The sequence below is a fragment of the Rhodococcus olei genome (assembly GCF_039540555.1).
In the GTDB taxonomy this organism is placed as follows: Bacteria; Actinomycetota; Actinomycetes; order Mycobacteriales; family Mycobacteriaceae; genus Rhodococcus_G; species Rhodococcus_G olei.
In genome coordinates this window covers 27,573-52,787 of the sequence record NZ_BAABFB010000014.1, presented here as the reverse complement: position 1 = coordinate 52,787, position 25,215 = coordinate 27,573, and the positions used below count along the sequence as shown (strand labels likewise).

Genomic DNA, 25,215 nt, shown 5'->3' with positions numbered 1-25,215 from the left:
GCAGTCGCAGCCGGCGAACGCGATCGCGAAGGCGTGTGCGCGGGAGGGCATCGACCCGAAGGACCTGGACCTGGTCGAGATCAACGAGGCGTTCGCCGCGGTCGGCATCGTGTCGGCCCGGGAGCTGGGCATCGACCCGGAGAGGGTGAACGTCAACGGCGGCGCGATCGCGCTCGGTCACCCGCTGGGGATGTCGGGTGCGCGGATCGCGCTGCACCTGGCGCTGGAGCTGGGCCGTCGTGGCGGTGGTGTCGGTGCCGCGGCCCTGTGTGGTGGTGGCGGGCAGGGTGACGCACTGATCGTCCGGGTCCCGAAGAAGTAGGGCGAGGCAACGACGGCCCCGGTGTCGACCGGCTGACACGAGCACCGACACCGGGGCCGTCCGGTGCCCGCACACGAGAGCGCCCCGGACGTGCCGGATGCCGGTGCCCGGTCGGCGTGGAGTCACGTGCGCATCCGGACGAAACGCGGCGCTTCACCCGGGCCGGGTGAAGCGGGCTCGGGTTGTGGAGCCCGACGATGACACTGCCGCGTCGTCGACCGAGGAGAGCACATGAACGGCATCGTCGTCCTACTGGTGGGCGCACTGCTCTGCTTCTACGGCATCCGGTCGCTGCATCTGGCTGTGCTCGCGGTCGGATTCGGGCTCGGCTGGCTGATCGCCGACCTGTTCAATCCGTCGGTGTCGGCCCTGTTCCTGTTCGCCCTGATCGGGGCGGTCACCGCGTGGGTGGTCACGACGTTGGTCTTCAAGTTCTCCACGTTCTTCATCGGCGGCCTGGCGGGCGCGATGGTCGGAGCGCGAGCCGCCGACGTCCTCCAGCCCGGCGAGAACAACTGGGCGCTGAGCGGCATCGTCATCGTCGCGTTCGCGGTCGCGGCGGCCTTCCTCGCCGACAAGTTCCGCGCACGAGCCCTGCTGTGGCTCACGTCGATCGGTGGCGCGAGCATGATCCTCGACGGGCTGGGCCGGACCACCGATGCTCTCGGCTTCCTCCACAATCCGACGTCGGCATGGCAGCAGGTCGTCGCGACGGCCGCGTGGATCGCGCTGAGTGTCGCCGGGTGGATGACCCAGCGTCGGCTGTTCGCCGACAAGCTCGGCATCGATCCCCCGCCTGCCGGGAAGACGACGCGCGGAACCGACATGGTCTGATCACCGCCGCTCCGAGCTTCCTCGGCGGGAGACGAACGGTGTGACGATCTCATCCAGCGAGGGTGAGGTGGACCGGTTGTCGTCGGTGACATGCTCGCCGCGGGTCGACCCGACGGTGGGTCGGATCGACCCGACGATGGTGCCGGGACGACCGCACTCTCCGGGTGCGGAGCCGGTACCCGGCAGCGCATTCGCGAGGGAAGGGGCTCCATGTCCAGCCAAGGTGAGGTCACGGCGAGCGTGATCAGCAGAAACTCGGAGTCGGCCAAGGCGCTCCCGTTCGGGGACGTCCAGGATTTCGAGGACGCGAAGCGGGGGTTCATCGCCGCACTCGAGCCCGGAGTCGTGACGAACGAGTCCGGGGACGTGGTCTGGGACAGCGACGGCTACGCGTTTCTCGACGAGGACTGCCCGCCGACCGTGCACCCGAGCCTGTGGCGGCAGTCGAAGCTGTGCGCGATGCAGGGTCTGTACGAGGTCGCCGACGGCATCTACCAGATCCGCGGGCTGGATCTGTCGAACATGACCCTGGTCGAGGGCGACACCGGCGTGATCGTGATCGATCCGCTGATCTCCGCGGAAACCGCCGCCGCCGGGCTGGCGTTGTATCGCGAGCACCGGGGGGATCGCCCGGTGACCGGTGTGATCTATTCGCACTGTCACATCGATCATTTCGGTGGCGTGAAGGGCGTGACCACGCAGGAGGACGTGGACGCGGGCCGCTGCCCGGTCCTCGCACCGGCCGGCTTCGTCGAGCACGCGGTGTCGGAGAACGTGTACGCGGGCACCGCGATGGCCCGGCGCGCCGCCTACATGTACGGGGCGGCGCTGCCACGCGGACCGCTCGGGGCGGTCGGCGCCGGGCTCGGCCCGACGACATCGACCGGGACGCCCACCCTGATCAATCCGACACTCGACGTCGATCACACCGGTCAGACCGAGGTCGTCGACGGCGTGCGGATCGAGTTCCAGCTCACCCCGGGCACCGAGGCGCCCTCGGAGATGAACTTCCACTTCCCGGACCGCCGGGCACTCTGCATGGCCGAGAACGCGACGCACACCCTGCACAACCTGCTGACCCTGCGCGGCGCACTGGTCCGTGACCCGCACGTGTGGTCGAAGTACCTGACCGAGTCGATCAACCGGTACGCGGCCGGCTCCGATGTGCTGTTCGCGTCCCACCACTGGCCGACGTGGGGCACCGAGCGGCTGACCGAGTTCCTGTCCGTCCAGCGCGACCTCTACGGGTACCTGCACGACCAGACCCTGCGGGCGCTCAACAAGGGCGCCACCGGGATCGAGATCGCCGAGGAGATCCAGCTGCCTCCGGCGGTCGAGCAGGCGTGGCACACCCACGGCTACTACGGGTCGGTCAGCCACAACGTCAAGGCGATCTACCAGCGCTACATGGGGTGGTTCGACGGCAACCCGGCGACGCTGTGGCAGCACACGCCGGCCGAGTCGGCCAAGCGGCACGTCGAGTTCATGGGCGGCGCGGATGCCGTCCTGGAGAAGGCCCGGGAGTCGTTCGCCGCCGGTGACTTCCGGTGGGTCGCACAGGTGCTCAACTACGTGATCTTCGCCGACCCGGGCAACGCCGAGGCCCAGGCGCTGCAGGCGGACACGCTCGAACAGCTCGGCTACGGCTCGGAGAACGGGACCTGGCGGAACTTCTTCCTGATGGGCGCCTACGAGCTGCGCAACGGCCCGGTCGGCACGCCGACCGCCACCGCCTCCCCCGACATCGCCGGCGCACTCAGCGTCGAGCAGCTGTTCGACGCGATCGCGCTGCGCATCGACGGCCCGAAGGCGTGGTCGGCGAACATCACGATCGACTGGAAGGTCACCGACGCCGCCATCCTGCACCGGACCCAGCTCCGGAACGGGCTCCTGGTGCACTTCGACGTCGACGGTGACGTGCCCGCCCCCGACGCGACGTTCGCGCTGACGAACCGGGATCTGCACGCCGCTCTGCTCGGCGGCGCGGACGTCGGTGCGATGGTCACCGACGGCAGTGTCACCGTCGAGGGCGATGCCTCCGTGCTGGCCGAGCTCGTCGGATACCTGGACGCTCCCGACCCGGACTTCGCGATCGTGACGCCCTGACCGTGCGGTGCACGGGGTGTGGTTCCGGCCGGAACCACACCCCGTTCTGCTTTCTTCGCGACCGGCGCGAGGGTGACGCCGGAACGCGCACGCGCGAAACACGATTCGACGGAAACACGTAACCCATCTCACCCCCGGGGGATGAGGTGGTCATGCGTCCGCGCCGCATACGTTCGCCAGCATCCGAAACTTCCGGACGAAAGGGACGCATCCATGCGCACACTGGTCCTCGGCGGTGACGGGTTCTGCGGCTGGCCGAGTGCACTGCACCTGTCGGCACACGGCCACGACGTGACGGTCGTGGACAACTTCGTACGGCGCCGGACCGACGAGGAGCTCGGGGTCCGGTCGTTGACGCCGATCCGCTCCCTCGCCGAGCGGGTGCAGGCGTGGCGCGAGGTGACCGGACGTGACATCGCCGTCGTCGAACTCGATCTCGCACACGACTACGACCGGCTGGTGGACCTGCTGGCGACCGTGCGCCCCGATGCGATCGTCCACTTCGCCGAACAACGCGCGGCCCCGTACTCGATGAAATCGCCTGCGCACAAGCGATACACGATCGACAACAACCTCAACGGAACGCACAACCTGCTCGCCGCGGTGGTCCAGCTGGGCCTCGACACTCACGTCGTGCACCTCGGCACGATGGGCGTGTACGGATACGAGTCCGTACCGGTGGACCTTCCCGAGGGGTATCTGACGGTGAGCTACGTCGACCGCGTCGGCGACACGCACAGCCGCGACATCCTCTACCCGACACAGCCCGGCAGCGTCTACCACCTGACCAAGTCGCTGGACCAGCTGCTCTTCCAGTTCTACTGCCGCAACGACGGTGTCCGGATCACGGACCTGCACCAGGGGATCGTGTGGGGAACGCAGACCGAGGAAACCGCTCTCGACGAGCGGTTGATCAACCGGTTCGACTACGACGGCGACTACGGCACGGTGCTCAATCGATTCCTCGTGCAGGCCGCCATCGGGTATCCGCTGACCGTGCACGGGACCGGCGGACAGACCCGGGCCTTCATCAACATCCGCGACACGGTCCGGTGCATTCGACTGGCGGTCGAATCGGCGTCCGACGTGTCGGGGCGGGTACGGGTGATGAACCAGGTCACCGAGACGCATCGGGTCGCGGACCTGGCCGACCTGATCGCGACCACCACCGGGGCGACCGTGCACCGGTTGCCGAACCCGCGGGCCGAAGCCGACGCGAACGATCTCGCCGTCCGCAACGATCGACTGCTGGGCCTCGGGCTGGATCCGACGAGACTCGCGACGGGCCTGCTCGGGGAGTCGGTCGACATCGCGCAGAAGTACGCCGACCGGGTCGATGTCGCGCGGATCCCGTGCACGTCCTTCTGGAACGAGGGCCGCAGGGTCGCCTACGAGCAGCACACCGTCCACTGACGGATCCGGGACCACAGTGTGAACACAGTGATCGCGACACCCCCGTCCATCTGGTTCGCGGGTGAGAACGAACGGACGACCGGCGGAGGTCAGCGCGGATGAACGGAGATGCCGAAGGTCCGGACACGCCAGGCCCGACCCCACCCGAGCCGGAGGGGACGCAGCCACAGGCGCGGTACTTCGCCGGTGAACACGGCCGCACCGTTCCTCGCTCGGCGTGGGTGATTCTGGGTGTCGCGGTGGCGCTGCTCCTGGGATTCGTGATCGTGCGCCCGACCTGGTTCACCGAGGACGTCGACGACACCAGCCTGGAGGTGCCCCCCGAGCGGCACTTCGTCAAGACCCTGGCCGGCTCCGGGCACGCCGACGGGGTCTGGCTGACCGACGACTCGCCGTCGACCAGCTACCTGGTGACCCTGCCCGCCGATTCGACCCGAGACCGGACACGGCTGCACCTGGCCGGCACCACACAGGTGGCCGACGACAGCACGGTGTTCCTGATCGTGAGCATCGACGGGCAGCAGGTCTCGAAGAGCCAGCTGGCCACCGGCGAGAACGACCTGGACACGTTCGTCGACGTGCCCGAGCAGTTGGCCGCCGACGGCCAGGTACGGGTCCAGGTCCGCGCCGAGGGCACCCGCCACGACGAGACCTGCACACCAGACCACTCGGCGGGCATGCAGGTGCACCTCGACCCGAGCAGCGTTCTCGAGGCGGCGCTCGACCAGCCAGTCCACACGGTCCGCGACGCGGTGGCGTCGTGGGACCGCAGGGTGACGGTGGTGCTCGCCGACCGCGGCGACCAATGGCGCACGACCGCACTGCAACTCGGCATGGCCCTGACCCGGGCGGGGCACGACGTGGTCCATGCGGACACCGCACCCGAGGGCGACCTGCGGAACTCGGTGCTCGTCGGACCCGCCGGAGCACTGACCGCGCAGACCGGGTGGGATCCGGGCGACGCCGCGACCTCCGGGGTCGTCGTCGGCCACGTCGACGGCGTCCCGGTGACGGGAATCGTCGAACCGGACGCGAACCTCCTCTCGAGCTTCCTCACCGAACCGGTTGTCGCCGTGGCCGATTCGGCCGAAGCCGATCCCCGCACGCTGAGCGCCGCACCGACCGCGGTCGGGGACCAGGTGTCGTTCGAGTCGCTGGGTGCGGACATGTCCACCGGTCAGATCACCGAGACCAGGCGGTGGCGGGTCGCCTACTCCCTGGCCGACCTGCCGGGCGGGCGCCTCCCGCAGGCGGCACGGGTCGCCTTCACGTTGCCGGCGTCGCCGGACGACCTCACGTGGATCCTGAACGCGGAGCTCAACGGTCGGCTCGTCGCCAGCGCGCGCCTCAACCCCACCGCCGGCATCGTCACCGTCCCGCTGCCGCCCGCCGACCAGCTGATCGAGAACACACTGACGCTGACGGTCGAACGCGACCGCGACCTCGGCGGCTGCAACGTCCGGGTGACGAGCTATCCGATCCAGTTGCGCGCGGACTCCGCACTGCTGCTCGGCGACGCCTCCGGCGCCGGGTTCACCGCACTGCCCCGGCAACTCGCGCCGGGATTCGCGGTGTACGTCCCGGACGCGGCCACCGCGGACCCGATCCGGCAACTCAACGCGATCACCGTGGTCCTGACGGAATTCGTTCCCGCACACTATTCCCCACCGATCCTGTGGGGTACCGATCCCGCGCCGGGACAACCGTTCGTCCTGGTCGGCCAGAGCGGTCGGGTCACTCCGCCCGTGACGATCCGGGACGGCCGGATCGTGGCGGGGCAGGGCGCCACGGCGCTGGACGTCCCGGCCTTCGACAACGGCCTCCTGGTGGAGACGGCGACCGGTCCCGGCGCAGCCGCCGGACTGGTGATCGACCCGGTCGGCGACCCCGGGGACACCCGACTGCCCGACTTCGGCAACGAGTCGGCGCAGGTCATCACGACGCAGGGGAGTTTCGTGGTCAACCCGGACGGCTCGGTCGTACCGACGCCGCCGGTCCGCAAAGACCTCCCGCGATGACCGGCGTCGCGGAACCGCCCACGGCCGAGGCCATCGCCGACCACTTTCGGTCCGTCGACAGCGCGCCCCGCGGCTACGCGGTCGACCGGCCGGCCAGCGCGGTCAACGGCTTCCTGGTGACCTTCGCCGCCCTCGGCATCATCGTCATGTGCTTGCGGACGTTGCTCGTGCACGCCGGATTCTCGGACCTTCCGCGGGACATGGTCCTGTTCTCGCACGGCCGAGGCAACGTCGTGTTCCCGCTGCGCATGTTCCTCGTGGTCTTCTTCGTCACGTACGCCGCGTTCGCCTATTCGAATCGGTGGCGACGCGCCTTCATCGGCGTGTCCCTGCTCGGCAAGTTCCTCGCGTTCTGCGTCGTCGTCGACACCGGCGCCTGGTTCCTGCACGACTCGGGCCTCGTCTCGATCTCGACATTCGGGCTGCAGATGCTCTCCGGCCTCGCCGCGCTGGCCATCTTTCCGCACACGATCCTGCGGCAGGCGCATCTGCCCGACCAGGGACCGCTGCCGACCAACCCGCACACGCCCGCAATCGAACTCGTCAAACTGTTCGGCTGCCTGGCCGCGTCGATCCTCGGCACGGCGGTGGTCCTGCGGTACTTCGCCCCCCTCGTCGACACACTCAAGGACTGGGCCGTCCTCGGCGGAATCGGAGCCGGTGTGTTCCTCGTCCAGCAACTGTTCGCGTTCTCGACCGCCTGGTTCGGTATGCGAATGCTGACCAGGTCCCGCAATGCGGGCTCCGGGCACGCACCGCCGGTCGCGATCCTGGTGCCCGCACACAACGAGGCGCACAGCATCGGCGCCACCATCGCCTCGGTCGACGAGGCGGCCGCCACCTACTCCGGCCGGATCCGCATCTACGTCGTCGACAACGCGTCGTCCGACACCACCCACGCGGTGGCCCAGGAGGCGATCGACGAGTGCGTCAACATCACCGGGGTGGTGCTCGACTGCCCGACCCCGGGCAAGGCGATCGCGTTGAACATGGGGATCGACGCCATCACCGAGGAGTTCGTCGCCCGCATCGACGCCGACACCGTCATCGGACCCGGATGCCTGCAGACCGCCATGACGCACTTCGCCGACCCGAGGGTCGGCTCCGTCGGGGGGATACCGCTGCCCGCCGAGGAGAAGACGTGGATCGACAAGGTGCGGCTCGTCGAGGTGCTGTTGCGGCACGGCTTCTTCCAGGTCTCCCTCGACGGCTACCAGGGGGTGCTGGGAGTCCCCGGGATGTTCACCCTCTACCGGCGCAGCCTGCTGACCGAGGTCGGCGGCATGGTCCAGGGCATGAACGGCGAGGACACCGACATCTGCATGCGGCTGACCGCCGCCGGATACCACTGCATCGCCGACCCGGCCGCGGTGTACCACAGCGAAACCCCGGCGTCGTACGCCCACCTGCGCGAGCAGCGCACCCGCTGGTTCCGCAGCATCTACCACCTCACCGCGCGCAACCGGGCCATCCTCTTCGACCGGCGGTCCATGACCGGCACCTTCGTCCTGCCGTTCCAGCTCGTCAATGCCGCCCGTCGCGCGATGCTGGGCCCCCTCCTGCTGTTCGCGGCCCTCGCCGAGGCCTTCTTCCACGCGACCTTCACCACGATGCGCTGGCAGCCCGTGGTGGCGACCCTGCTGGGGATGACCCTGTTCGTCACGATCGCCGTCTGCCTGATCTGGCGCCCCCGCGCGGTCCGGTACATCCCCGCATACCTCGGCTTCCGGGTGCTGCGCAGCTACTTCACCCTGCTGTCCACGCTCACCCTCGTCTATCCACCGATGCGCCCGCACCGGCCGCGGCTCGGTCGGTCGCGGCGATCGGCCTGAACGCCCGCTGCCGGCCCGGGTGGGTTACGAGCGTGGGTCCGGCTCCCCCCCGGGTCGGGACCTACCCGGTCTCGATGCGGGTACCGACCGTGTGCACGACCCGAAGCCCGGGATCCATCGGGACGAGGGAGTCGACGGCGTCCTGCAGTTCCTCGACCGGCGGCAGGTCGACGGGCCCGAGCACGCTGACCGTGGCGACGTCACCGTTCCAGGTGACCCCGGTGACGTAGGCGCCGGGGGTGCCGTCGAGCCAATGCTGCGCGGCGTCGTTGATCTGCTTCACCCACAGCGACGAGAGCGTGTTGAGCACCATCGGAATCGCGACGAGAAACAGGATCACCGCCAGGGTCACGTACGCTCCCCGACGGCCCGAGCCGGTCCCGGCCTCCGCGGCGTAGCCGGCGGAGACCAGGACGACGGTCGCCGTGATGACCAGCGCGACGGCATTCGACAGGAACAACACGAACGCACCCAGCGCGAGCGACGGCTCGCCCGAACCCAGGCACACCCCCACCACCGCCAGCGGCGGGACGAGGGAGATCGCGATCGCCACCCCGGGCAGGACGTCACCGACGTCGCGTCGCGCCACCGCCACGGCACCGACCATTCCGGTGGCGAGCGCGGCGGCCAGATCGGACAGATTCGGCGATGTCCTCCCGAGGACCTGGGAGTTCGTGAGAACGTCCGGGGCGTCGGGGAGGACCTGGGCGAACACGACTCCGAGGGCCACGACGAGCACCACCCCCAGTGCGACGACCGTGACACTCCGCCCGACCAGTCCCGCTCGCCCGGTCGCGATTCCCAGCCCGATGCCGAGAATCGGTGTCGCCAGCGGTGCGACGATCATCGCGCCGATCACCGTCGCGGTGGAATTCCCGCAGATCCCCGCCACCGCGATCACCGCGGCCAGGGTCAGCATGATCCAGAATGCGGACCGCTTGGCGGCCCGATCACCGGCCGCCAGGTCCAGGCGGTCGTCGAGTTCGGCCAGTGTGCGGCGCTGTGTGCCGGGGATCAGCATCTGGACCCTGCCCCTTCCCTCGTCGTGACGTCGGTCGTGAACCCACCCGACTCGGTCCCACTGTGCGGGCAGCCGCGGCCTCCCCGCCTCACCCCGCGCGGGTGAGGGCGCGCCTCGCGACACGGACCGGACGGCCCTCGGACGGGTCCACCGTGTCGGCCGGAGGGTCGGCGTAAGGTGACCCATGTCGTGGCCGGGTTTCCGTTCACCGTCTCGCAAACTTGACGTGAGAGAACTCTGCACACCGTCAGCCGACTCGAGACAGGAATCCCAGGCGTTGCACCTGCAGTCACCGTCCGACCGCTCCCAGCGGATCCCGGCCGCCTACCTGCGGTCGCCCTTCGCCCCCGCGCCGCGCACCCTCCTCGACGTCCTGACCGCCACCGCACAGGCGCACCCGGACGCACCCGCCATCGACGACGGTGACACCACCCTCACCTACGCGGAGCTGCTGGACGAGGTCGAGCGCGGGGCGCAGTGGCTCGGCGACCTCGGGGTCGGCGGCGGGGACCGGGTGGGCATCCGGATGCCGTCCGGGTCGCACTCGCTGTACACCGCGATCCTGTCCGTCCTCGCGGCCGGCGCCGCATACGTGCCCGTCGACGCCGACGACCCCGACGAACGCGCCGAGCTGGTGTTCGGGGAGGCGCAGGTCGCGGCGATCCTGACCGGACGCGGGGTGCAGGCCGGGACGGCGCCGGCCCGGGAGAACGTGCCCCGGCCGCCGACCGTCGACGACGACGCCTGGATCATCTTCACCTCCGGCTCGACCGGGACCCCGAAGGGCGTCGCCGTCAGCCACCGCAGCGCCGCCGCTTTCGTCGACGCCGAGGCCCGAATGTTCCTGCCGGACAACCCGATCGGACCCGGCGACCGGGTCCTGGCCGGGCTCTCGGTCGCGTTCGACGCGTCCTGCGAGGAGATGTGGCTGGCCTGGCGGAACGGGGCGTGCCTGGTACCCGCGCCGCGCGCGCTGGTACGCAGCGGCATGGACCTCGGCCCGTGGCTGGTGTCGCGGGCCGTCACCGTCGTCTCCACCGTCCCGACCCTCGCCGCGCTGTGGCCGGCCGAGGCGCTGGAGGAGGTGCGGCTGCTGATCTTCGGCGGCGAGGCCTGCCCGCCCGAACTCGCCGAACGCCTCGCCGTCGAGGGCCGGGAGGTGTGGAACACCTACGGCCCCACCGAGGCGACCGTCGTCGCGTGCGCCGCGGAGATGGACGGCGACGCGCCGGTCAGCATCGGCCTGCCGCTGGACGGCTGGGACCTGGCCGTCGTCGACGGCGACGGCACCCCCGTCGCGATCGGCGAGGTCGGTGAACTGGTCATCGGCGGTGTCGGCCTCGCCCGGTACCTCGACCCGGCGAAGGACGCCGAGAAGTACGCGCCGATGCCGTCCCTCGGCTGGGACCGCGCCTATCGCAGCGGCGACCTGGTCCGGCTCGAGCCCGACGGCCTGCTGTTCCAGGGCCGCGCCGACGACCAGGTCAAGATCGGCGGCCGCCGCATCGAACTCGGCGAGGTCGACAACGCCCTGCAGAACCTGCCCGGAGTCGCCGGCGCCGCGGCGGCGGTCCGCACGACCGCCTCCGGCCACGCGATCCTGGTCGGCTACCTGGCCAGCACCGACCCCGACTTCGACCTCGCGGCCGCCCGCGCGCACCTCGCCGACCAGCTGCCCGCCGCGCTGGTGCCGCGGCTCGCGCTCGTGTCCGAGCTGCCGACCCGGACGTCCGGGAAGGTGGACCGCGCGGCGCTGCCGTGGCCGCTGCCCGGGACCTCCGCCGAGGACGCGGGTGCGGCCGCCGGGCTCGCCGGCACCGCCGCCTGGGTCGCCGGGCTGTGGTCGTCGATCCTCGGTGCCCAGATCACCGGCGGCGACGACGACTTCTTCGCGGCCGGCGGCGGGTCCCTCGCGGCCGCGCAGCTGGTGACCGCGCTGCGGGAGCGGTTCCCCGAGGTCACGGTCGCCGAACTCTACGACCACCCGCGGCTCGGCTCGCTCGCCGAGCACCTCGACAGCCTCGCGCCGGCCGAGGTCGCCGCACCGCGGCACGTCGAACCGACGCCCCGTTCCGCGCAGTGGCGGCAGATCCTGTGGACCGTTCCGCTGACGACGCTGACCGGCCTGCAGTGGGTGACGTGGCTCGCGGTGCTGAACAACGTGCTCGCCTGGTTCGCCGACGTGCCGTGGGCACCGACGCTGTCGTGGTGGTGGGTGCTGGTCGCGGTGCTGCTGTTCATCACGCCGCTCGGCCGGATGGGCATCGCGGTCACCGGCTGCCGGCTGCTGCTGCGCGGACTGCAACCGGGCACCTATCCGCGCGGCGGACCCGAACACCTGCGCCTGTGGTTGGCGCACCGGCTGACCGAGGCCAGCGGCGCCGCGAACCTGTCCGGGGCGCCGTGGATGATCTACTACGCCCGCGCACTCGGCGCGAGGGTCGGACGCGGCGTCGACCTGCACACCCTGCCCCCGGTCACCGGGATGCTCGAACTCGGTGACGGCTGTTCCGTCGAACCCGAGGTCGACCTGTCCGGGCACTGGATCGACGGTGACGTCGTCCACGTCGGCGGCATCCGGATCGGAGCAGGCGCCGCGGTCGGTGCCCGCTCGACCCTGCTGCCCGGGGCACGGATCGGCAAGAACGCGGAGGTGGCGCCGGGCTCCGCCGTGATCGGCCGGGTCAAGGCGGGGCAGAGCTGGGCCGGGTCGCCCGCCGTCAAGGTCGGCAAGGCCGTGCACCCGTGGCCCGCGGAGCGTCCCCGCCGCGCCACCCAGTGGGTGCCGGTCTACGGCCTCACCTCCCTGGTGATCGCGTCGCTGCCACTGCTCGCGCTCGCCGCAGGCATTGCGCTGATCGGCTGGGGCGTCCACGCCGCACCCGATCTCGGCACCGCGATCCCCCGCGCGCTGGCCTGGCTTCCGGTCGCGACCCTGCTGGCGCTGCTGGTGTTCGCGGCGCTGACCGTGGTCGCGGTCCGGGCGCTCGGGATCGGCCTCACCGAGGGCTACCACCCGGTGCGCAGCCGCGTCGGCTGGCAGGTGTGGGCCACCGAACGTCTCCTGGACTCGGCGCGCACCTTCCTGTTTCCGCTCTACGCGGGCCTGCTCACCCCGATGTGGCTGCGCCTGCTCGGCGCGCGGATCGGCAAGAACGTCGAGGCGTCGACGGTGCTGCTGCTGCCGAAGTTCACCACCGTCGCCGACGGCGCGTTCCTCGCCGACGACACGATGGTCGCGTCCTACGAACTCGGCGGCGGCTGGCTGCACATCCAGGAGGCGAAGGTCGGCAAACGCGCGTTCCTCGGCAACTCCGGGATGGCCGGGCCGGGGCGTCGGGTGCCGAAGAACGGACTCGTCGCGGTGCTGTCCGCGGCACCGAGCAAGGCGAAATCGGGATCGTCGTGGCTCGGCAGCCCGCCGGTGCGGCTGCGCCGCTCGGCGAGCGACGGCGACGCCGAACGGACCTTCGCGCCTCCGACGCGGCTGAAGATCGCGCGCGGCGCCGTCGAAACCTGCCGGCTGCTGCCGGTGATGGTGACGTTCGGGATCGGGCTCGCGGTCCTGTTCGGTCTGCAGGCGATCGCGCTGGACGTCGGGTTCTGGGCCGCTGCGCTGCTGAGCGGGATCCTGCTGCTGATCGCCGGCGCCGTCGCCGGGCTGGTCACGGTCGTGGCGAAGTGGGTGACCGTCGGGCGGATCGGCCGCACCGAGCACCCGCTGTGGAGCTCGTTCGTGTGGCGCAACGAGGTGTCGGACGCGTTCGTCGAGACCGTCGCCGCGCCGTGGTTCGCCCGCGCCGCCACCGGCACCGCCGTCCTGAACGTGTGGCTGCGCGGCATGGGCGCGACGATCGGCCGCGGCGTGTGGTGCGAATCGTATTGGCTCCCCGAGGCCGACCTCGTGACCCTCGGCGACGGCGCCACCGTCGAACGGGGCTGCGTGGTGCAGACCCACCTGTTCCATGATCGGATCATGGCCATGGACACCGTCACCCTCGGCGCCGGCGCCACCCTCGGCCCGCACTGCGTCGCGCTGCCCGCGTCCGGGATCGGCGACGGCGCCACCGTCGGACCGGCCTCGCTGGTGATGCGCGGCGACGTGGTGCCGCCCCACACCCGGTGGCAGGGCAACCCGATCGGCCCGTGGACGGGAGCCTGACGTGAAGCAGCGCACCGCCGTCGGCACCGGCGGCAAGTTCTACGAGGCGCCGATCGACCCGTACCTCCCCCAGGTCGGCAACCGCGGCTACCGGGTGTCGCGGTACGAGCTGGACCTGACGTACAAGGTCGCGAGCAACCGCCTGTCGGGGAAGGCCACGATCACGGCCGCCACCACCGGGATCCGGCCGCGGTTCAGCTTCGACCTGTCGCAGGCCCTGGCCGTGTCGAAGGTGTCGGTGAACGGGGCCCGCGCGGCCAAGTACACCCATCAGCGCGGCAAGCTGACCGTCACCCCGTCCCAGAAGATCCCGACCGGCGGCGCCCTGTCGGTGACGGTGCAGTACGCGGGCACCCCGAAACCGGTGCGCGGCCCCTGGGGCGAGGTCGGATGGGAGGAACTGACCGAGGGCGCGATCGTCGCGAGCCAGCCGAACGGCGCCGCGTCCTGGTTCCCCTGCGACGACCACCCGAGCTCGAAGGCGAGCTACCAGATCTCGGTCACCACCGACTCGCCGTACCACGTGGTCGCGAACGGGGCGTTGGTGCGCAAGCAGATTCGTGCCAGCCACACCACCTGGGTGTACGAGCAGAGCGAACCGATGGCCAGCTACCTCGCGACGATCCAGATCGGGCCCTACGAGCGGCGCCGGGTCTCCGACAGCGCCCCGGTCCCGATGAACGCGGTCCTCCCTCAGCGCCTGCGCACCAGGTTCGACCACGACTTCGCCCGCCAGCCGGAGATGATGGAGACCTTCATCCGGCTGTTCGGGCCGTACCCCTTCGCCGAGTACACCGTCGTCGTCACCGACGACGACCTCGAGATCCCCATTGAGGCGCAGGGCATCTCGGTGTTCGGGGCGAATCACTGCGACGGCAGACGCGGCTCGGAACGACTCGTCGCGCACGAACTCGCGCACCAGTGGTTCGGCAACAGCCTGACCCTGGGGTCGTGGCGCGACATCTGGCTGCACGAGGGCTTCGCCTGTTACGCGGAGTGGCTGTGGTCGGAGAGCTCCGGAGGACCGTCCGCCCAGGAGATCGCCGACCAGGTGCACCGCACCCAGGCCGGACTGCCCTACGACCTGGTGCTCGGCGACCCGGGTCCGTCGCTGATGTTCGACGACCGCGTCTACAAGCGGGGTGCGTTGACTCTGCACGCGCTGCGCGGCGAACTCGGCGACGACAACTTCTTCGACCTGCTCCGCCAGTGGACCGCGAAACACCGGCACGGCACCGTCACCACCGAGGAGTTCACCGACCTCGCCGCGCACTTCACCGACCGGTCGCTGCGATCGCTGTGGGACGCCTGGCTGCGCGAGACCACCCTGCCGTCGCTCTGACCCGGTCGGCGGGCCGTCAGGCGGCGCAGCGCACGAAGAACGGGTACCGCTCGCCCGGCTCCTCGTGCGCGAACCGGACCCGCACCGGCTCCGCGCCGCGGTCCGGGGGCTGTCCCTCGATCCACGCATACGTCCACGGGCCGTCGTCGAGTTCGACGATCGCGATCGTGCATGGGATGAACCCCGTGCACGCCCCGGGGTGCGGTGCACAGTCGACGACCGTGCACGACACGATCGACCCGACCCCGCACGACGGCACCCAGGTCAAGCTGGTGTCTCCACAGTCGGGGCACGCGGACGTGTCCGGGGCGAGGAGGATCGTGCACGCCTCGCAGCGACGAATCATCAATGCGCCGTCGATCGGCGGTCGCGGATCTTCGAACATCGGACGAACCTCGCTGTGAGCGCTGGAACTGTCGTACAACACCATCGCCGTCTTCGCGCGCGCGGACCACGGTCGAACTACCCGGTTGCATACCTGTTTTTCCGCTGCTCGGGTGCCTGGTTCGGACCGGCCAACATCCGTCCCGACCCGCATACCAGCAGGTCAGGACGATTCGGAGGCCTTCTGCTCGGCCACCCACGCGGCGATCTGACTGCGCGAGTTGAACCCCAGTTTGGTCAGCACGTGCTCGACGTGCCCCTCCGCGGTGCGCCGCGAGATCACCAGGGTCTCCGCGATCGCCCGGTTGGTCAAGCCCTGGGCGACCAGGTCGGCGACCTGGCGCTCCCGCCGGGTCAGGACGCCGGCCTGCGGCACCTCCGCGACGGGACGTTCGCCCAGGGCACAGGCGAGGGCCTCCTCGTAGCTGAACTCGGCGCCACGCCGGATCGCGGCCGCACAGGCTCGCTCCCCGAGCGCACGCCGCGTCCGCTCCTCACACCGCTCGTGGAACCCGTGCAGCGCGGGCACGGTGACCCCGGCGCTGCCGACCGTGTGCCACAGCGTCTGGGCCGCACCGAGCAGGACCGCGGCCCGGCCGGGATCGTCGTCCATCTCGGCGATCCACGCCAGCGCCTCCACCGAAATCGACGCCCCGACAATGTTGTCCGCCGCCCGGTCCAGCCGCAGGCCCGCTTCGAGCAGGGTCCGGGCCCGACCGTGGTCGGTCGGCACCAGCGCCAGCCCCAGGATGCACAACGCATAGGACTGGTACAGGGTCTCCCCACGGGCCTGGGTGACCGCCAGCGCCGCCTCCTGCGATGCCGCGGCCCCCTCGAGGTCGCCGCTCACCGCGTGCGCCAACGCGATCCCGAGCAACGACGACACGTACGCGAGCGGGTCCTCGTCCGCCGTGAAGGTCCGGAGTGCACGCCGGAACAGGTCCAGCGCCCGCGGCAGGTCCCCGGTGAACACGCACAGGTATCCCTCCGCGTGCTCGACCAGCGCCACGAGCCGCGGATCCCCGAGCTCGGCGACCACGTCGTACGCCTCCGCGACCCGGGACCACCCGGCGGCCACATCCGCCTCGTTGCAGGCCAGGATGATGTCGTTGCAGAGGGCTCTGGCCCTCGCCTCGGTCGGCACCGAACCCTGGTGGTCGAGTGCCAGGTCGAGCCAGTGTCTGCCCTCCCTGATCTGACCGCGGGCCAGGGCGTAGGTGCCCATCGCGGTCGCGATCCGCAACCCCGACTCGGCCTCCGCGGTGTCCGCGAGGCAATAGCGCATCGCCGCCCGCATGTTCGGCCGCTCCCGGTGCAGCCGGGCCAGCCACCCGAGCTGATTCGGCCCGAGCCACTCCGCCTCGGCCCGCGCCACCAGCGACTCGTACCAGTCCCGGTGCCGACGCGACAGCCGGGCACCCTCCTCGCTGTGGTGCAGCCGCTCGCGCCCGTAGTCCCGGAGCGTCTCGAGCATCCGGTAGCCGACCGCCCCGTCGATCTCGTCCCGGTTCAGGATCGACTTGTCCACCAACGAGGCGACGATGTCGACCATCTCGTGGGCGTCGAGGTCGTTCACGCAGATCGCCTCGGCGGCGTCGAGCTCGAACCAGCCGGAGAACACCGACAGCCGGCCCCACATCTCCCGCTCGCACGGCGTGCACAGTTCGTGGCTCCAGTCGATGCACGTGCGCAGCGTCTGCTGCCGGCTCGGCGCACCCCGGCTGCTGACGCTGAGCAGCCGGTACCGGTCGGTGAGCCGCTGCAGGATCTGCTCGGGCGACATCGCCCGCAGGCGCGCCGCGGCGAGTTCGATCGGCAGCGGCAATCCGTCGAGGCGCTGGCAGATGCGCGTCACCGCGGTGCGGTTGTCGTCGGTCACCCCGAAGCCGGGCACGGCCGCGACGGCTCGCTCCTCGAACAGCGCCACCGCCTCGGAGCGGGCTGCGCCCTCGGCCCGCGACGGCCGGTCGGGATCGGGGACGCCGAGCGGCGGCACCCGCAGCACCGCCTCACCCGCCACACCGAGCGGCTCCCGGCTGGTCGCGAGGATGCGCAGCTCCCGGCACACGCGCAGCAGCGACCCGGCGAAGACCGCCACCGCGTCCACCAGGTGCTCGCAGTTGTCGAGGATCAGCAACAGGTGCCGGTCGGCCAGATAGTCGGCCAGGGAGGTCGGCTGCTGCTGCGGCAACATCTCCCGCACCCCGAGCGCCGACGACACCGTGTCCGCGACCATGTCCGGAGACGACAGCAGTCCGAGTTCGACGAGCCACACCCCGTCGGGGAAGGCCCGCCGCGAGTCCTGTGCGAGCCGCAGCGCGAGCCGGGTCTTCCCGACGCCGCCGATCCCGGTCAGCGTCAGCAGCCGCGAAGCCGAGAGCAGACGTTTCGCCTCAGCCAACTCGTGCCGACGACCCACGAAGCTGGTCAGCTCATGGGGCAGGTTCCCGACCCTGTCCTTGACTGCGGGCGACATCGCGGCGTCACTCTCTACTCCGGTCCCCTGCCGCTACGGTACGCCGCTGCGGGCACCCGCCGGTCACGTTCACGCCACGATGCGGCGGGCTCCGAACACACCACCCGGTTCGCGCGACGGAGGTGGGTGACGACATTCCCCCCTATGGGGAATGGGCCCGGACGGGGCACTCCCGCGATGCTCGACATGTCAGCAAAACCACCTTCCACCAAGGAGATTGACATGTCGAACACGATCAAGCGCACGGTAGTGGCTCTCGCCCTCTCGGCCGCGGCCCTCGGCGCCGGCGCCGGCGTCGCGTCCGCCGGGCCCGGCGGTGCCGGCGGCTGGTTCAACGCCGGTGTCGGCGGAGTTCAGTTCGGTAACGGCAACAGCCAGAACACGAACGTGGGCAACGGCGGCGCCTCGTTCTGCCTCCCGTTCGGCGGGATCGTCCAGTGCTGATCGCCGGGTGACCCACCCGCACACGGGCTCCCCGTGGCCGGCGCCGCCGTGGGCCGCCGGCCACGGAACCCACCCGTCCCAGGCCCCCGAACCGAGAGGCACCACGATGTCCCCCACGAAGCCCCTGAGCCGCGCGGCCACCGCACTCGTCGCCGCCGCGTTCGTCCTCACCGCCGGCAGCGCCGCGTCCGCTCACGCCGACAGTTTCACCGCGAACGTCGGCGGTGCAGGCATCGGCCCGCTGGCGGTACCCGGCGTGAGCGCCGGCCCGAGCGGAGTCGACCTCGGAGTGTTCCGCGTCCCGGTCCCGGCGCCTGCCCACTGACGCGGGACGCCGCCGGCCGCCCGGACGCGGTCAGCGTCCGGGCTGCCGGCTGTTGGCCGACACCACCACCAACGACGCCGCGGCCACCACCGCGCCGACCAGGAACAGCGTCGGGTACCCCACCGCCGCGGGCCAGGTCTGCACGACGAGCGCCAACACCGCGGGCACCGCGAAACCGATGTAGGTCAGCGAGTAGAACACCGCGGTCAGACCGGCCAGGTCGTCGGGCCGAGCGATGCGCTGGATCTCCTGCAGCCCCGAGACCAGTGCCATGCCGTAGCCGCTGCCGAGGACGACGGCGGCGAGCAGCGCCAGCGGCACGGTCAGCCGGTCGGCCGCGACGGCGCCGACGACCATGCCTGCCACCAGGATCGTCAGCGCCACGATCACGGCGCGGGCGCTGCGCGGGGTGTCGATCCGGCGCCCCAGCGCCTGGATCGCGAAGCCGCACGTCAACGCGACCACGCACAGGAGTGCGGAGAACGCCACCGGCCGGCCGCCGCTGTGGTCGGCCATCAGTGCCGGCATCACCGCGTACGCGCAGCTCGCCGCGCCGAACACCCAGGGTGCGACCGGCGCCACGACCAGCCAGAACCGCCGGTGCCCGGCGGCGGGGATCCGCAGATCCTCCGCGAGGGGAGCCCGCCGGTGCCGCGGGGTCGCCGGTCGCGACTCGGGCGCCGCCGTCAGCGCGGCGCCGGCGCCGAGTGCGAGGGCGATGTGCAGCAGGTACGAGAGACCGCTCGGCCACGGCGCCCATTGCGCGAGAACCCCGGCGAGGCCGGCACCGATCCCGAACCCGGCGGTCAGGCTCATCGCGGCCCGGCGCGCTCCGGCACCGGCACCCGCCTCGTCGTCCCACGGCGCCACCGAGAGTTCCTTGAGCCAGCTGCCGCCGACCGCCATGCCCAGACCCAGGCCGACTCCGCTGAGGATGCGGCCGGACACGAGCAGCGCTGCGTTGTCGGCGCCGACGGCGAGCACCAGCGACCCGGCCGCCGCCACGAACGGGGCGGGCAGCATCACCGGTCGCCGGCCCAGCCGGTCCGACAGCGGACCACCGATCAACAGCGCGGGCACGATACCGAGCACGTACGCGAACAGAAAGCTGTCGACGACCACCGGCGAGTAGCCGTGGTCGAGTCGGTACATCACCAGCAGCGGGGTGAACTCGTTGCCGCCCCACGCGACCGCGAACATCGCCGCCGACACCAGCGCCCACGGCGCGATCCGCCGGGTGGGTGCGGGCAGGGCGGTCCGGGTGTCGAGTCGGACGCTCACCGGCCGCCCCCGATCGTGGTGCCGGGCAGGGCCAGCCGGTGCACCTGCCGCATGTGCACGTGCACGGCCGCGTCGTACCCGTCGGCGTCCCCGGCCTCGATCAGGTCGGCGAGCCGGGCGTGATCGTCGATGATCGACGAGAGCTGCAGCGGGTCCCGCGCGAGCGAATGCGCGGTCATCCGGCGCTGGCGTTCGCGCAGACCGGTGTAGAACGCGACGAGCAGCGGGTTGCCGCCGGCCCGCACGATCAGCCCGTGGAAGTCGGCGTCGAGGCCGCTGAACACGGCGACGTCCCCGGCGGCGGCCGCGGCGCGCTGGTCGTCGAGGTTGGCGCGCAGCGCCTGCACGAGGCCGGACCGGACGGCGGCGACCGCGACCGCGGCCCGTGCCGCGTCGGCCTCGACGAGACGGCGCGCGGAGATCACGTGCTCGGCCTCGCCGTCGGCGACCGGCACGATCAGCGCGCCACGCTTGGGGTAGAGCCGCATCCAGCCTTCGGCCTCGAGTCGCAGGAACGCCTCCCGCACCGGGGTCCGGCTGGTCCCCATCGCGGTGGCGATCTCACCCTCGCTGATCAGCTCCCCGCCGGGGAGGTCGGCGGACAGGATCCGTTCCTTGACCTCCCGATAGACGTGTTCGGACGCCGAATGCAACTTAGACACAAGATGTATTTATACGCCTTGCGAAGAAGTTGGCCCGTGCCGGGGTGCCGGTCAGGGAACCCAGTACTTCGCCGCCAGGTGTTCGATCACCGGATCGCCGTCGGGAGCCCGGTCGAGGGCGGCGAGATCATCGTCGAGGGCAACCAGCCGAGGGTCGTCGTCCTCGGCGCCCCCCGACGGCGCACCGCCGTCCTCGGCGATCTGCCGCAGCAGCTTCTCGCGGACCCGGTCCCTCAGCGATTCGGCCATGCCTGAGCATGACCCGTCAGCGCACGGCTGTCGAGTCCGGCGCGAAAGCGCTCTCCCCGTGGACTATTCGTCGTGCTTGCGGAACACCCGACGAGCCACCGGGATCAGCATCACGAGCACTCCGATCATCAGGACGAGCGAGAAGATCTGCATGGCCATCAGATACCTCCGATACGGATCGAGCCGCTCAGACCGGTGCGAGCGCCGCACCCCACGGGGTGTTGCGCAGCACCGTGAAGACGGCCAGCGCGACCAGCACCGCGGTGGTGAACGGCCGCGTCAACACGATCATCCTCCCGTCGGCGCCGCCGGGGCGCCCGGTCGCCGGATCCCGCCACCGGCGCCGCACCCACGCCAGCCAGGCGACGACGAGCACGAACGCCAGGGGTGCGACGAACAGGTTGCTCGACAGCGACGCGACCACGTCCCCGTCGGTGAGATCGTGGATCGCCCGGAGCCCGCCGCAGCCCGGACACCACAGCCCGGTCAGCGCGTGGAACGGACACAGCCCGTACGCGCCGGGTCGGTGCGGGTCGCGCAGGTGCAGCGTCGCGGCGCCGGCCAGCGCGACCGCCCCGACCGCGACCGGCCCGGCCAGTCGCTGCGGACGGGTTCGACGCGCGGCGGCGGTCGATCCGGTCATGCGGTGCGGATCACCACCGACTGGACGATCATGTCGTGCCAGCACCGTTTGCGCGGATCCCACAGCGGCCAGAGGAAGTTCAGGAAGCAGAGTTCGCCGAGCACGACGAGCAGCAGCCACCGCACGAACCCCATGCCCGCCCCGAGCGGACGACCGTCGACCTCCCGCACCACCGCGATGTCCATCCAGGACTTGGCGACCGACTGCCCTGTCCGCCCCTGCCGGAACACCATGTTCCAGACGACCAGTGCGAGCGCGAGCAGGATCCCGGCCACCATCAACGCGATTCCGGCGCCGTTGACACCGGTCAGTTCGGTGCTCGACTCGTAGTAGTAGTCGCCCCGGTAGGTGGTGGTCGTGTCGGTGGCGTCCTTGAACGCGATGTACGCGCCGATCCCGGCGATGACGTAGCCGAGGAGCGGGATCGCGACGCCGTCCAGGACGTAGGCGGCGACGCGCGCCCACCACGACGCGTACGGATACACCGGCACCGGAGGCGGGCCGTACTGCGGCGGCGGATAGCCGGGCGGCGGGTAGCCCTGCGGTGGATAACCCTGTTGTGGATAACCCTGTTGCGGATAACCCTGTTGCGGATAACCGGGCGGCGAGAAGCCAGGCTGCGGTGGGCCGGGCTGCTGCGGAGGGCCCGGCGGCGGGTACGGCGGCCGATTCGGGTCGGCGTCGGAATCGGTCATCGCGTGCGTCCCTTTCGTCCGGGAACATTCGTATCGAGAACGTAGCCCGAAAGTCGTCACGACGCTCCGTGGCGGTCGCGCGTCGCGGACGGAAGCGGTGGTTGGATTTCGCCACGGCCACGGATTCCGTGCGGCGGCACCCGCGGACCACCGCGAACAGAAGCCCACCCCATCGAGAAGAGGACCCCATGACCGAGCCGATCTTCGACAAGTCCGAACAGCTGCAGCAGGTCCAGCAGGACCTGCTGCCGGGTGAGGTCGTCGTCGTGGTCTACGACTGCACGGGCGCCGGCACCGGGTTCGTGGGCCTGACGAACCTGCGCGTGGTGATCCAGGACCGCAGCTTCGTCGGCAAACGCACCGCGATCACGTCCATCCCGTACCACAACATCCGTTCGGTGTCGCTGCTGAGCAACAAGTCGTGGGCAGGCGAGTTCTTCTCGTCGAGCAGTGTCGCGATGACCGCCGGCCCCGACACCTTCGAGGCCGAGTTCCGCGGCACCGAGAAGGCCCACCACGTGCACCGCGTGATCCTCGAGAACATCACCCGATAGGGCTGTCCACAGCGGCCTGTGCACAACTGTGGACAACCCTCATGCACAACGCCCGTCCGGTTGTGGACAACCTGTGGACGAGATCGAGGACCACACCGGTGACATCCCCCTGCCAGGGACAACGCGCATTCCACACCTGTGGACAACTCCCGGACTCCGAGGTTGGACACATGCGTCCCCGAACGGTTTTCCCCGGTCGCTCGCCGCGGTTGTCCACAGCCGCCGCGGGCGTGACCGCGTCAGCTCGCGGACAGGTCGACGACCTTGACGTCGGCCGGCTGCTGGGTGGCGGTGTTGTAGAAGCCGAACGCCTTGGGGACGGAGTCGGCAGGCACCGCGAACACCCACTGGACCTGCCCGTCCGATCCGGGTGGCACCGCGTCGCCGCACGCACGGTTGCCCTGCACGGTGTCGAGCCCGGCGAGCGCGTCGAACTGCCGGTTCTGCGCGTCGACGAAGCGGTTGCCGATCGTCGGCCCGCAGGTCAGGTCGATGCCCGACTGCGTGTGGTTGGTGACGCGGGAGTCGAGGACGACGAACTTCTGCCCGTCCGGTGCCGCGCGGTCGACGTACCCGCCGCCGGCGTCACGCGCCTCGATCGCCGACTCGGTCCGGATCTGCTGCACGTTGACGACGATCCCGCCGTTGTCGACGTCCTGCCCCAGCCGGTACACGGTCGGCACCGTCGCCGGCGTCGTCGTGACGGCAGGTTCGGACGACGAGTCCGAACCCCCGCACCCCGCCGTCAGAACCACCCCGACACCGACCACCGCCACCATCGCCATCTTCATGCCCGCAGGCTAACCAGGGGCGGCGTCGGTCAGCGGGAAAACCGCGAAGGCAGCGGGACCATCGGCACCAGGTCAGGTGGCCGACAGCGCGGTCGTCACTCCACCCGCGCGACCGCCGGGGGTGCCCACGACCCATCGAGAATCGCCTGATCAGGCCAGTACGCGCGCAGGTAGATCGTGAACTCCTCGCCGGGCGCCGGCAACCAGTTCGCCAGCAGCTTCGCGTCGGTCGGTGCGGGGCCGCCCACGGTCAGCGTCAGGGAGCCGTCGTCGCCGAAGGTCAGGTTCTGGTTCTTGGTCCCGAGCGAGAACCGATCCAGGTCGTTGGCATGGAAGAAGTGATGCTTGTTGTACACCGTGAGTGACCAGAACCCCTGCACGGGCGGCAGAAGACCGGCCGGGAACGTCACGGAGTACGTGTTCGATCCGTGCAGCCGGGCACCCGTGACGTCGAGATCCTGGTAGTAGTACGCGGTTTCGTTCGGGGTGTTGACAAAGATGTTCGACTTGCCCATCGCGGTACGCGACAGGTAGTCGGTGCCGAACGCGGCGCCGTTGCGCTGCGTGGTCCAGTTGTGCGCGACCGGAAGCCCGATGTTGCGGAACTCGAACATCTCGCGCACGACCGCGTCGGTGTCGATCGCCGACTGCTTCAGCGCCGTCGCCACCGCGACGTCACCGGCCGCGGCAGCGAGGATCGAGCGGAACCAGCCGTACATGGCTTCTTCGCCGGCCAGGGGCGGCACCTCGTCGAGCACCTGTCCGAGCACGTCGAAGTACTTCTCCGGGTCGACCCACTGGGTTTCGCCCTGATCGCCGGTCGTGCCGGCCTTGCCGAAGGACGGGACATTCGTCCAGTCCCGGACCTTGACCTGTCCGTCGTAGTCCGACAGCGGGTACACACTGATGCGGCCGACCAGCGGAGCGATCGCCGCACGATCCTCGGCGGTGTCGTCCATGAACACCCGCGGAATCACCACGCCGATCCGGGTGTCGTACCGGAACACCCCCGTGATGCCCTCGGGCACGTCCCCGTCCCACGAGGTGTGTGCGAGCAGGTAGAAACCGGGCGCGGTCCCGTACATCTTGCCGAGCTCGACGAACGAATCGGTGCGCTGGTTCACCACCTGGTACACCCAGAACCGGTCCCCGAAATCCGGAACCTGCACGACCGACGGCCCGCGCTCGGCATCCAGGACGCCGAAGCCGTACGCCACATCCTGATTCGGGCAGGCGACCACCCTCTCCTCGGGACGGATGTAGTCGTGCAGCATCCCGATCGTCCCCGGCGGACCTGCCGGCACGATCCCGGCGAGCAGGCCCGGTTCCGGCAACTGCGCCATCAAGGTGTGCCGGTTGTGCATGTTCACCAGCGACCAACCCCACAGGTACGCGGCGCTGCCCACGACCCGGGCATAGTCGGCTGTCACCTTCGCAGCACCGAACGCTTCATTTCCCGACATTGACAGCCCCCATCTGACGCGGCAACCGACGGACAGCAGCCACGCTATGGCCGTTCGCGCGCCGACCACCTCATCCGAACCAGGTGATCCTCCGCCGGTGCCGACGGCCATCCGTACGCGGCAGGGCACGGTGCCCACCCGCACCGAGATCACGGGATCGGCGTCCGGCGGATTCCGGCGGTCTCGGTGCGGGGAGTA

The 25,215-nt window shown here is 70.6% G+C and carries 20 protein-coding genes and 1 pseudogene; 11 read left to right on the top strand and 10 right to left on the bottom strand.

Translation table 11 applies throughout. The features are described 5' to 3' along the window. The 6 genes and pseudogenes from ABD951_RS02255 to ABD951_RS02230 all read left to right on the top strand — a co-directional run. Positions 1-322 (top strand): annotated as a pseudogene (locus tag ABD951_RS02255) (acetyl-CoA C-acyltransferase); the annotation flags it as partial. Positions 323-553: 231 nt separating this feature from the next. Further along, a complete protein-coding gene (locus ABD951_RS02250) occupies positions 554-1,156 on the top strand; it encodes a TM7S3/TM198-like domain-containing protein (protein ID WP_345341681.1) in 603 nt (200 codons plus the stop codon). Positions 1,157-1,366: 210 nt separating this feature from the next. After that, positions 1,367-3,262, top strand: coding sequence for an alkyl/aryl-sulfatase (locus ABD951_RS02245; protein WP_345341679.1), 1,896 nt, complete (start codon positions 1,367-1,369; stop codon positions 3,260-3,262). Between the two features lie 213 nt (positions 3,263-3,475). Beyond that, on the top strand, positions 3,476-4,675 hold the full coding sequence (locus tag ABD951_RS02240) for an NAD-dependent epimerase/dehydratase family protein (protein WP_345341677.1): 1,200 nt from the start codon (positions 3,476-3,478) through the stop codon (positions 4,673-4,675). Between the two features lie 98 nt (positions 4,676-4,773). Then, positions 4,774-6,693, top strand: a complete 1,920-nt coding sequence (locus ABD951_RS02235) for a hypothetical protein (protein WP_345341675.1) — start codon at positions 4,774-4,776, stop codon at positions 6,691-6,693. Further along, complete coding sequence (locus ABD951_RS02230) at positions 6,690-8,525, top strand: glycosyltransferase family 2 protein (protein WP_345341673.1); 1,836 nt, start codon at positions 6,690-6,692, stop codon at positions 8,523-8,525. Before ABD951_RS02235 ends, ABD951_RS02230 begins: the two co-directional genes overlap by 4 nt. Before the next feature lie 61 nt (positions 8,526-8,586). Here the strand turns inward: ABD951_RS02230 and ABD951_RS02225 are convergent, their stop codons facing one another. Then, positions 8,587-9,546: a TIGR00341 family protein gene (locus ABD951_RS02225; RefSeq protein ID WP_345341671.1), complete on the bottom strand. Its 960-nt coding sequence runs from the start codon at positions 9,544-9,546 to the stop codon at positions 8,587-8,589. A 277-nt stretch (positions 9,547-9,823) separates the two neighbouring features. Between ABD951_RS02225 and ABD951_RS02220 the strand changes: the two genes are divergently transcribed. Both ABD951_RS02220 and ABD951_RS02215 read left to right on the top strand, forming a co-directional pair. Continuing rightward, a complete protein-coding gene (locus tag ABD951_RS02220) occupies positions 9,824-13,708 on the top strand; it encodes a Pls/PosA family non-ribosomal peptide synthetase (protein WP_345341669.1) in 3,885 nt (1,294 codons plus the stop codon). Position 13,709: 1 nt separating this feature from the next. After that, positions 13,710-15,050, top strand: coding sequence for a M1 family metallopeptidase (locus tag ABD951_RS02215; RefSeq protein ID WP_345341667.1), 1,341 nt, complete (start codon positions 13,710-13,712; stop codon positions 15,048-15,050). A gap of 16 nt (positions 15,051-15,066) precedes the next feature. Here the strand turns inward: ABD951_RS02215 and ABD951_RS02210 are convergent, their stop codons facing one another. Further along, positions 15,067-15,435: a Zn-ribbon domain-containing OB-fold protein gene (locus ABD951_RS02210; protein WP_345341665.1), complete on the bottom strand. Its 369-nt coding sequence runs from the start codon at positions 15,433-15,435 to the stop codon at positions 15,067-15,069. Between the two features lie 162 nt (positions 15,436-15,597). Next, positions 15,598-17,910: an ATP-binding protein gene (locus tag ABD951_RS02205; RefSeq protein WP_345341663.1), complete on the bottom strand. Its 2,313-nt coding sequence runs from the start codon at positions 17,908-17,910 to the stop codon at positions 15,598-15,600. A 222-nt stretch (positions 17,911-18,132) separates the two neighbouring features. On the opposite strand from ABD951_RS02205, the gene ABD951_RS02200 reads away from it, so the two are divergent. Next, positions 18,133-18,354 carry a hypothetical protein gene (locus ABD951_RS02200; RefSeq protein WP_345341661.1) on the top strand — a complete coding sequence of 74 codons (222 nt, stop codon included), beginning with the start codon at positions 18,133-18,135 and terminating at the stop codon, positions 18,352-18,354. 106 nt (positions 18,355-18,460) lie between these two features. After that, the gene (locus ABD951_RS02195; protein ID WP_345341659.1) at positions 18,461-18,679 is read left to right on the top strand and encodes a hypothetical protein; all 219 of its coding nucleotides are present in this window, start codon (positions 18,461-18,463) and stop codon (positions 18,677-18,679) included. 30 nt (positions 18,680-18,709) lie between these two features. Here the strand turns inward: ABD951_RS02195 and ABD951_RS02190 are convergent, their stop codons facing one another. From ABD951_RS02190 to ABD951_RS02170, 5 genes are all read right to left on the bottom strand, one after another. After that, positions 18,710-19,879 (bottom strand): MFS transporter, encoded by a 1,170-nt coding sequence (locus ABD951_RS02190; protein ID WP_425569755.1) that lies wholly within the window; start codon positions 19,877-19,879, stop codon positions 18,710-18,712. 77 nt (positions 19,880-19,956) lie between these two features. Further along, positions 19,957-20,622, bottom strand: a complete 666-nt coding sequence (locus tag ABD951_RS02185; RefSeq protein WP_345341657.1) for a GntR family transcriptional regulator — start codon at positions 20,620-20,622, stop codon at positions 19,957-19,959. A gap of 51 nt (positions 20,623-20,673) precedes the next feature. Further along, on the bottom strand, positions 20,674-20,871 hold the full coding sequence (locus ABD951_RS02180) for a hypothetical protein (RefSeq protein ID WP_345341655.1): 198 nt from the start codon (positions 20,869-20,871) through the stop codon (positions 20,674-20,676). Between the two features lie 187 nt (positions 20,872-21,058). Further along, the gene (locus tag ABD951_RS02175) at positions 21,059-21,514 is read right to left on the bottom strand and encodes a DUF2752 domain-containing protein (RefSeq protein WP_345341653.1); all 456 of its coding nucleotides are present in this window, start codon (positions 21,512-21,514) and stop codon (positions 21,059-21,061) included. After that, a complete protein-coding gene (locus ABD951_RS02170) occupies positions 21,511-22,209 on the bottom strand; it encodes an RDD family protein (protein ID WP_345341651.1) in 699 nt (232 codons plus the stop codon). The genes ABD951_RS02175 and ABD951_RS02170 overlap by 4 nt, the downstream gene beginning before the upstream one ends. Positions 22,210-22,397: 188 nt before the next feature. Here ABD951_RS02170 and ABD951_RS02165 point away from each other — a divergent pair, with 188 nt between their 5' ends. Beyond that, positions 22,398-22,763 (top strand): hypothetical protein, encoded by a 366-nt coding sequence (locus ABD951_RS02165; RefSeq protein WP_345341649.1) that lies wholly within the window; start codon positions 22,398-22,400, stop codon positions 22,761-22,763. 239 nt (positions 22,764-23,002) lie between these two features. On the opposite strand, the gene ABD951_RS02160 is transcribed toward ABD951_RS02165, so the two are convergent. Both ABD951_RS02160 and ABD951_RS02155 read right to left on the bottom strand, forming a co-directional pair. After that, positions 23,003-23,554 carry a hypothetical protein gene (locus ABD951_RS02160; protein ID WP_345341647.1) on the bottom strand — a complete coding sequence of 184 codons (552 nt, stop codon included), beginning with the start codon at positions 23,552-23,554 and terminating at the stop codon, positions 23,003-23,005. A gap of 95 nt (positions 23,555-23,649) precedes the next feature. Then, positions 23,650-24,984, bottom strand: coding sequence for a DUF1214 domain-containing protein (locus tag ABD951_RS02155; protein WP_345341645.1), 1,335 nt, complete (start codon positions 24,982-24,984; stop codon positions 23,650-23,652). Positions 24,985-25,215 lie beyond the last annotated feature (231 nt).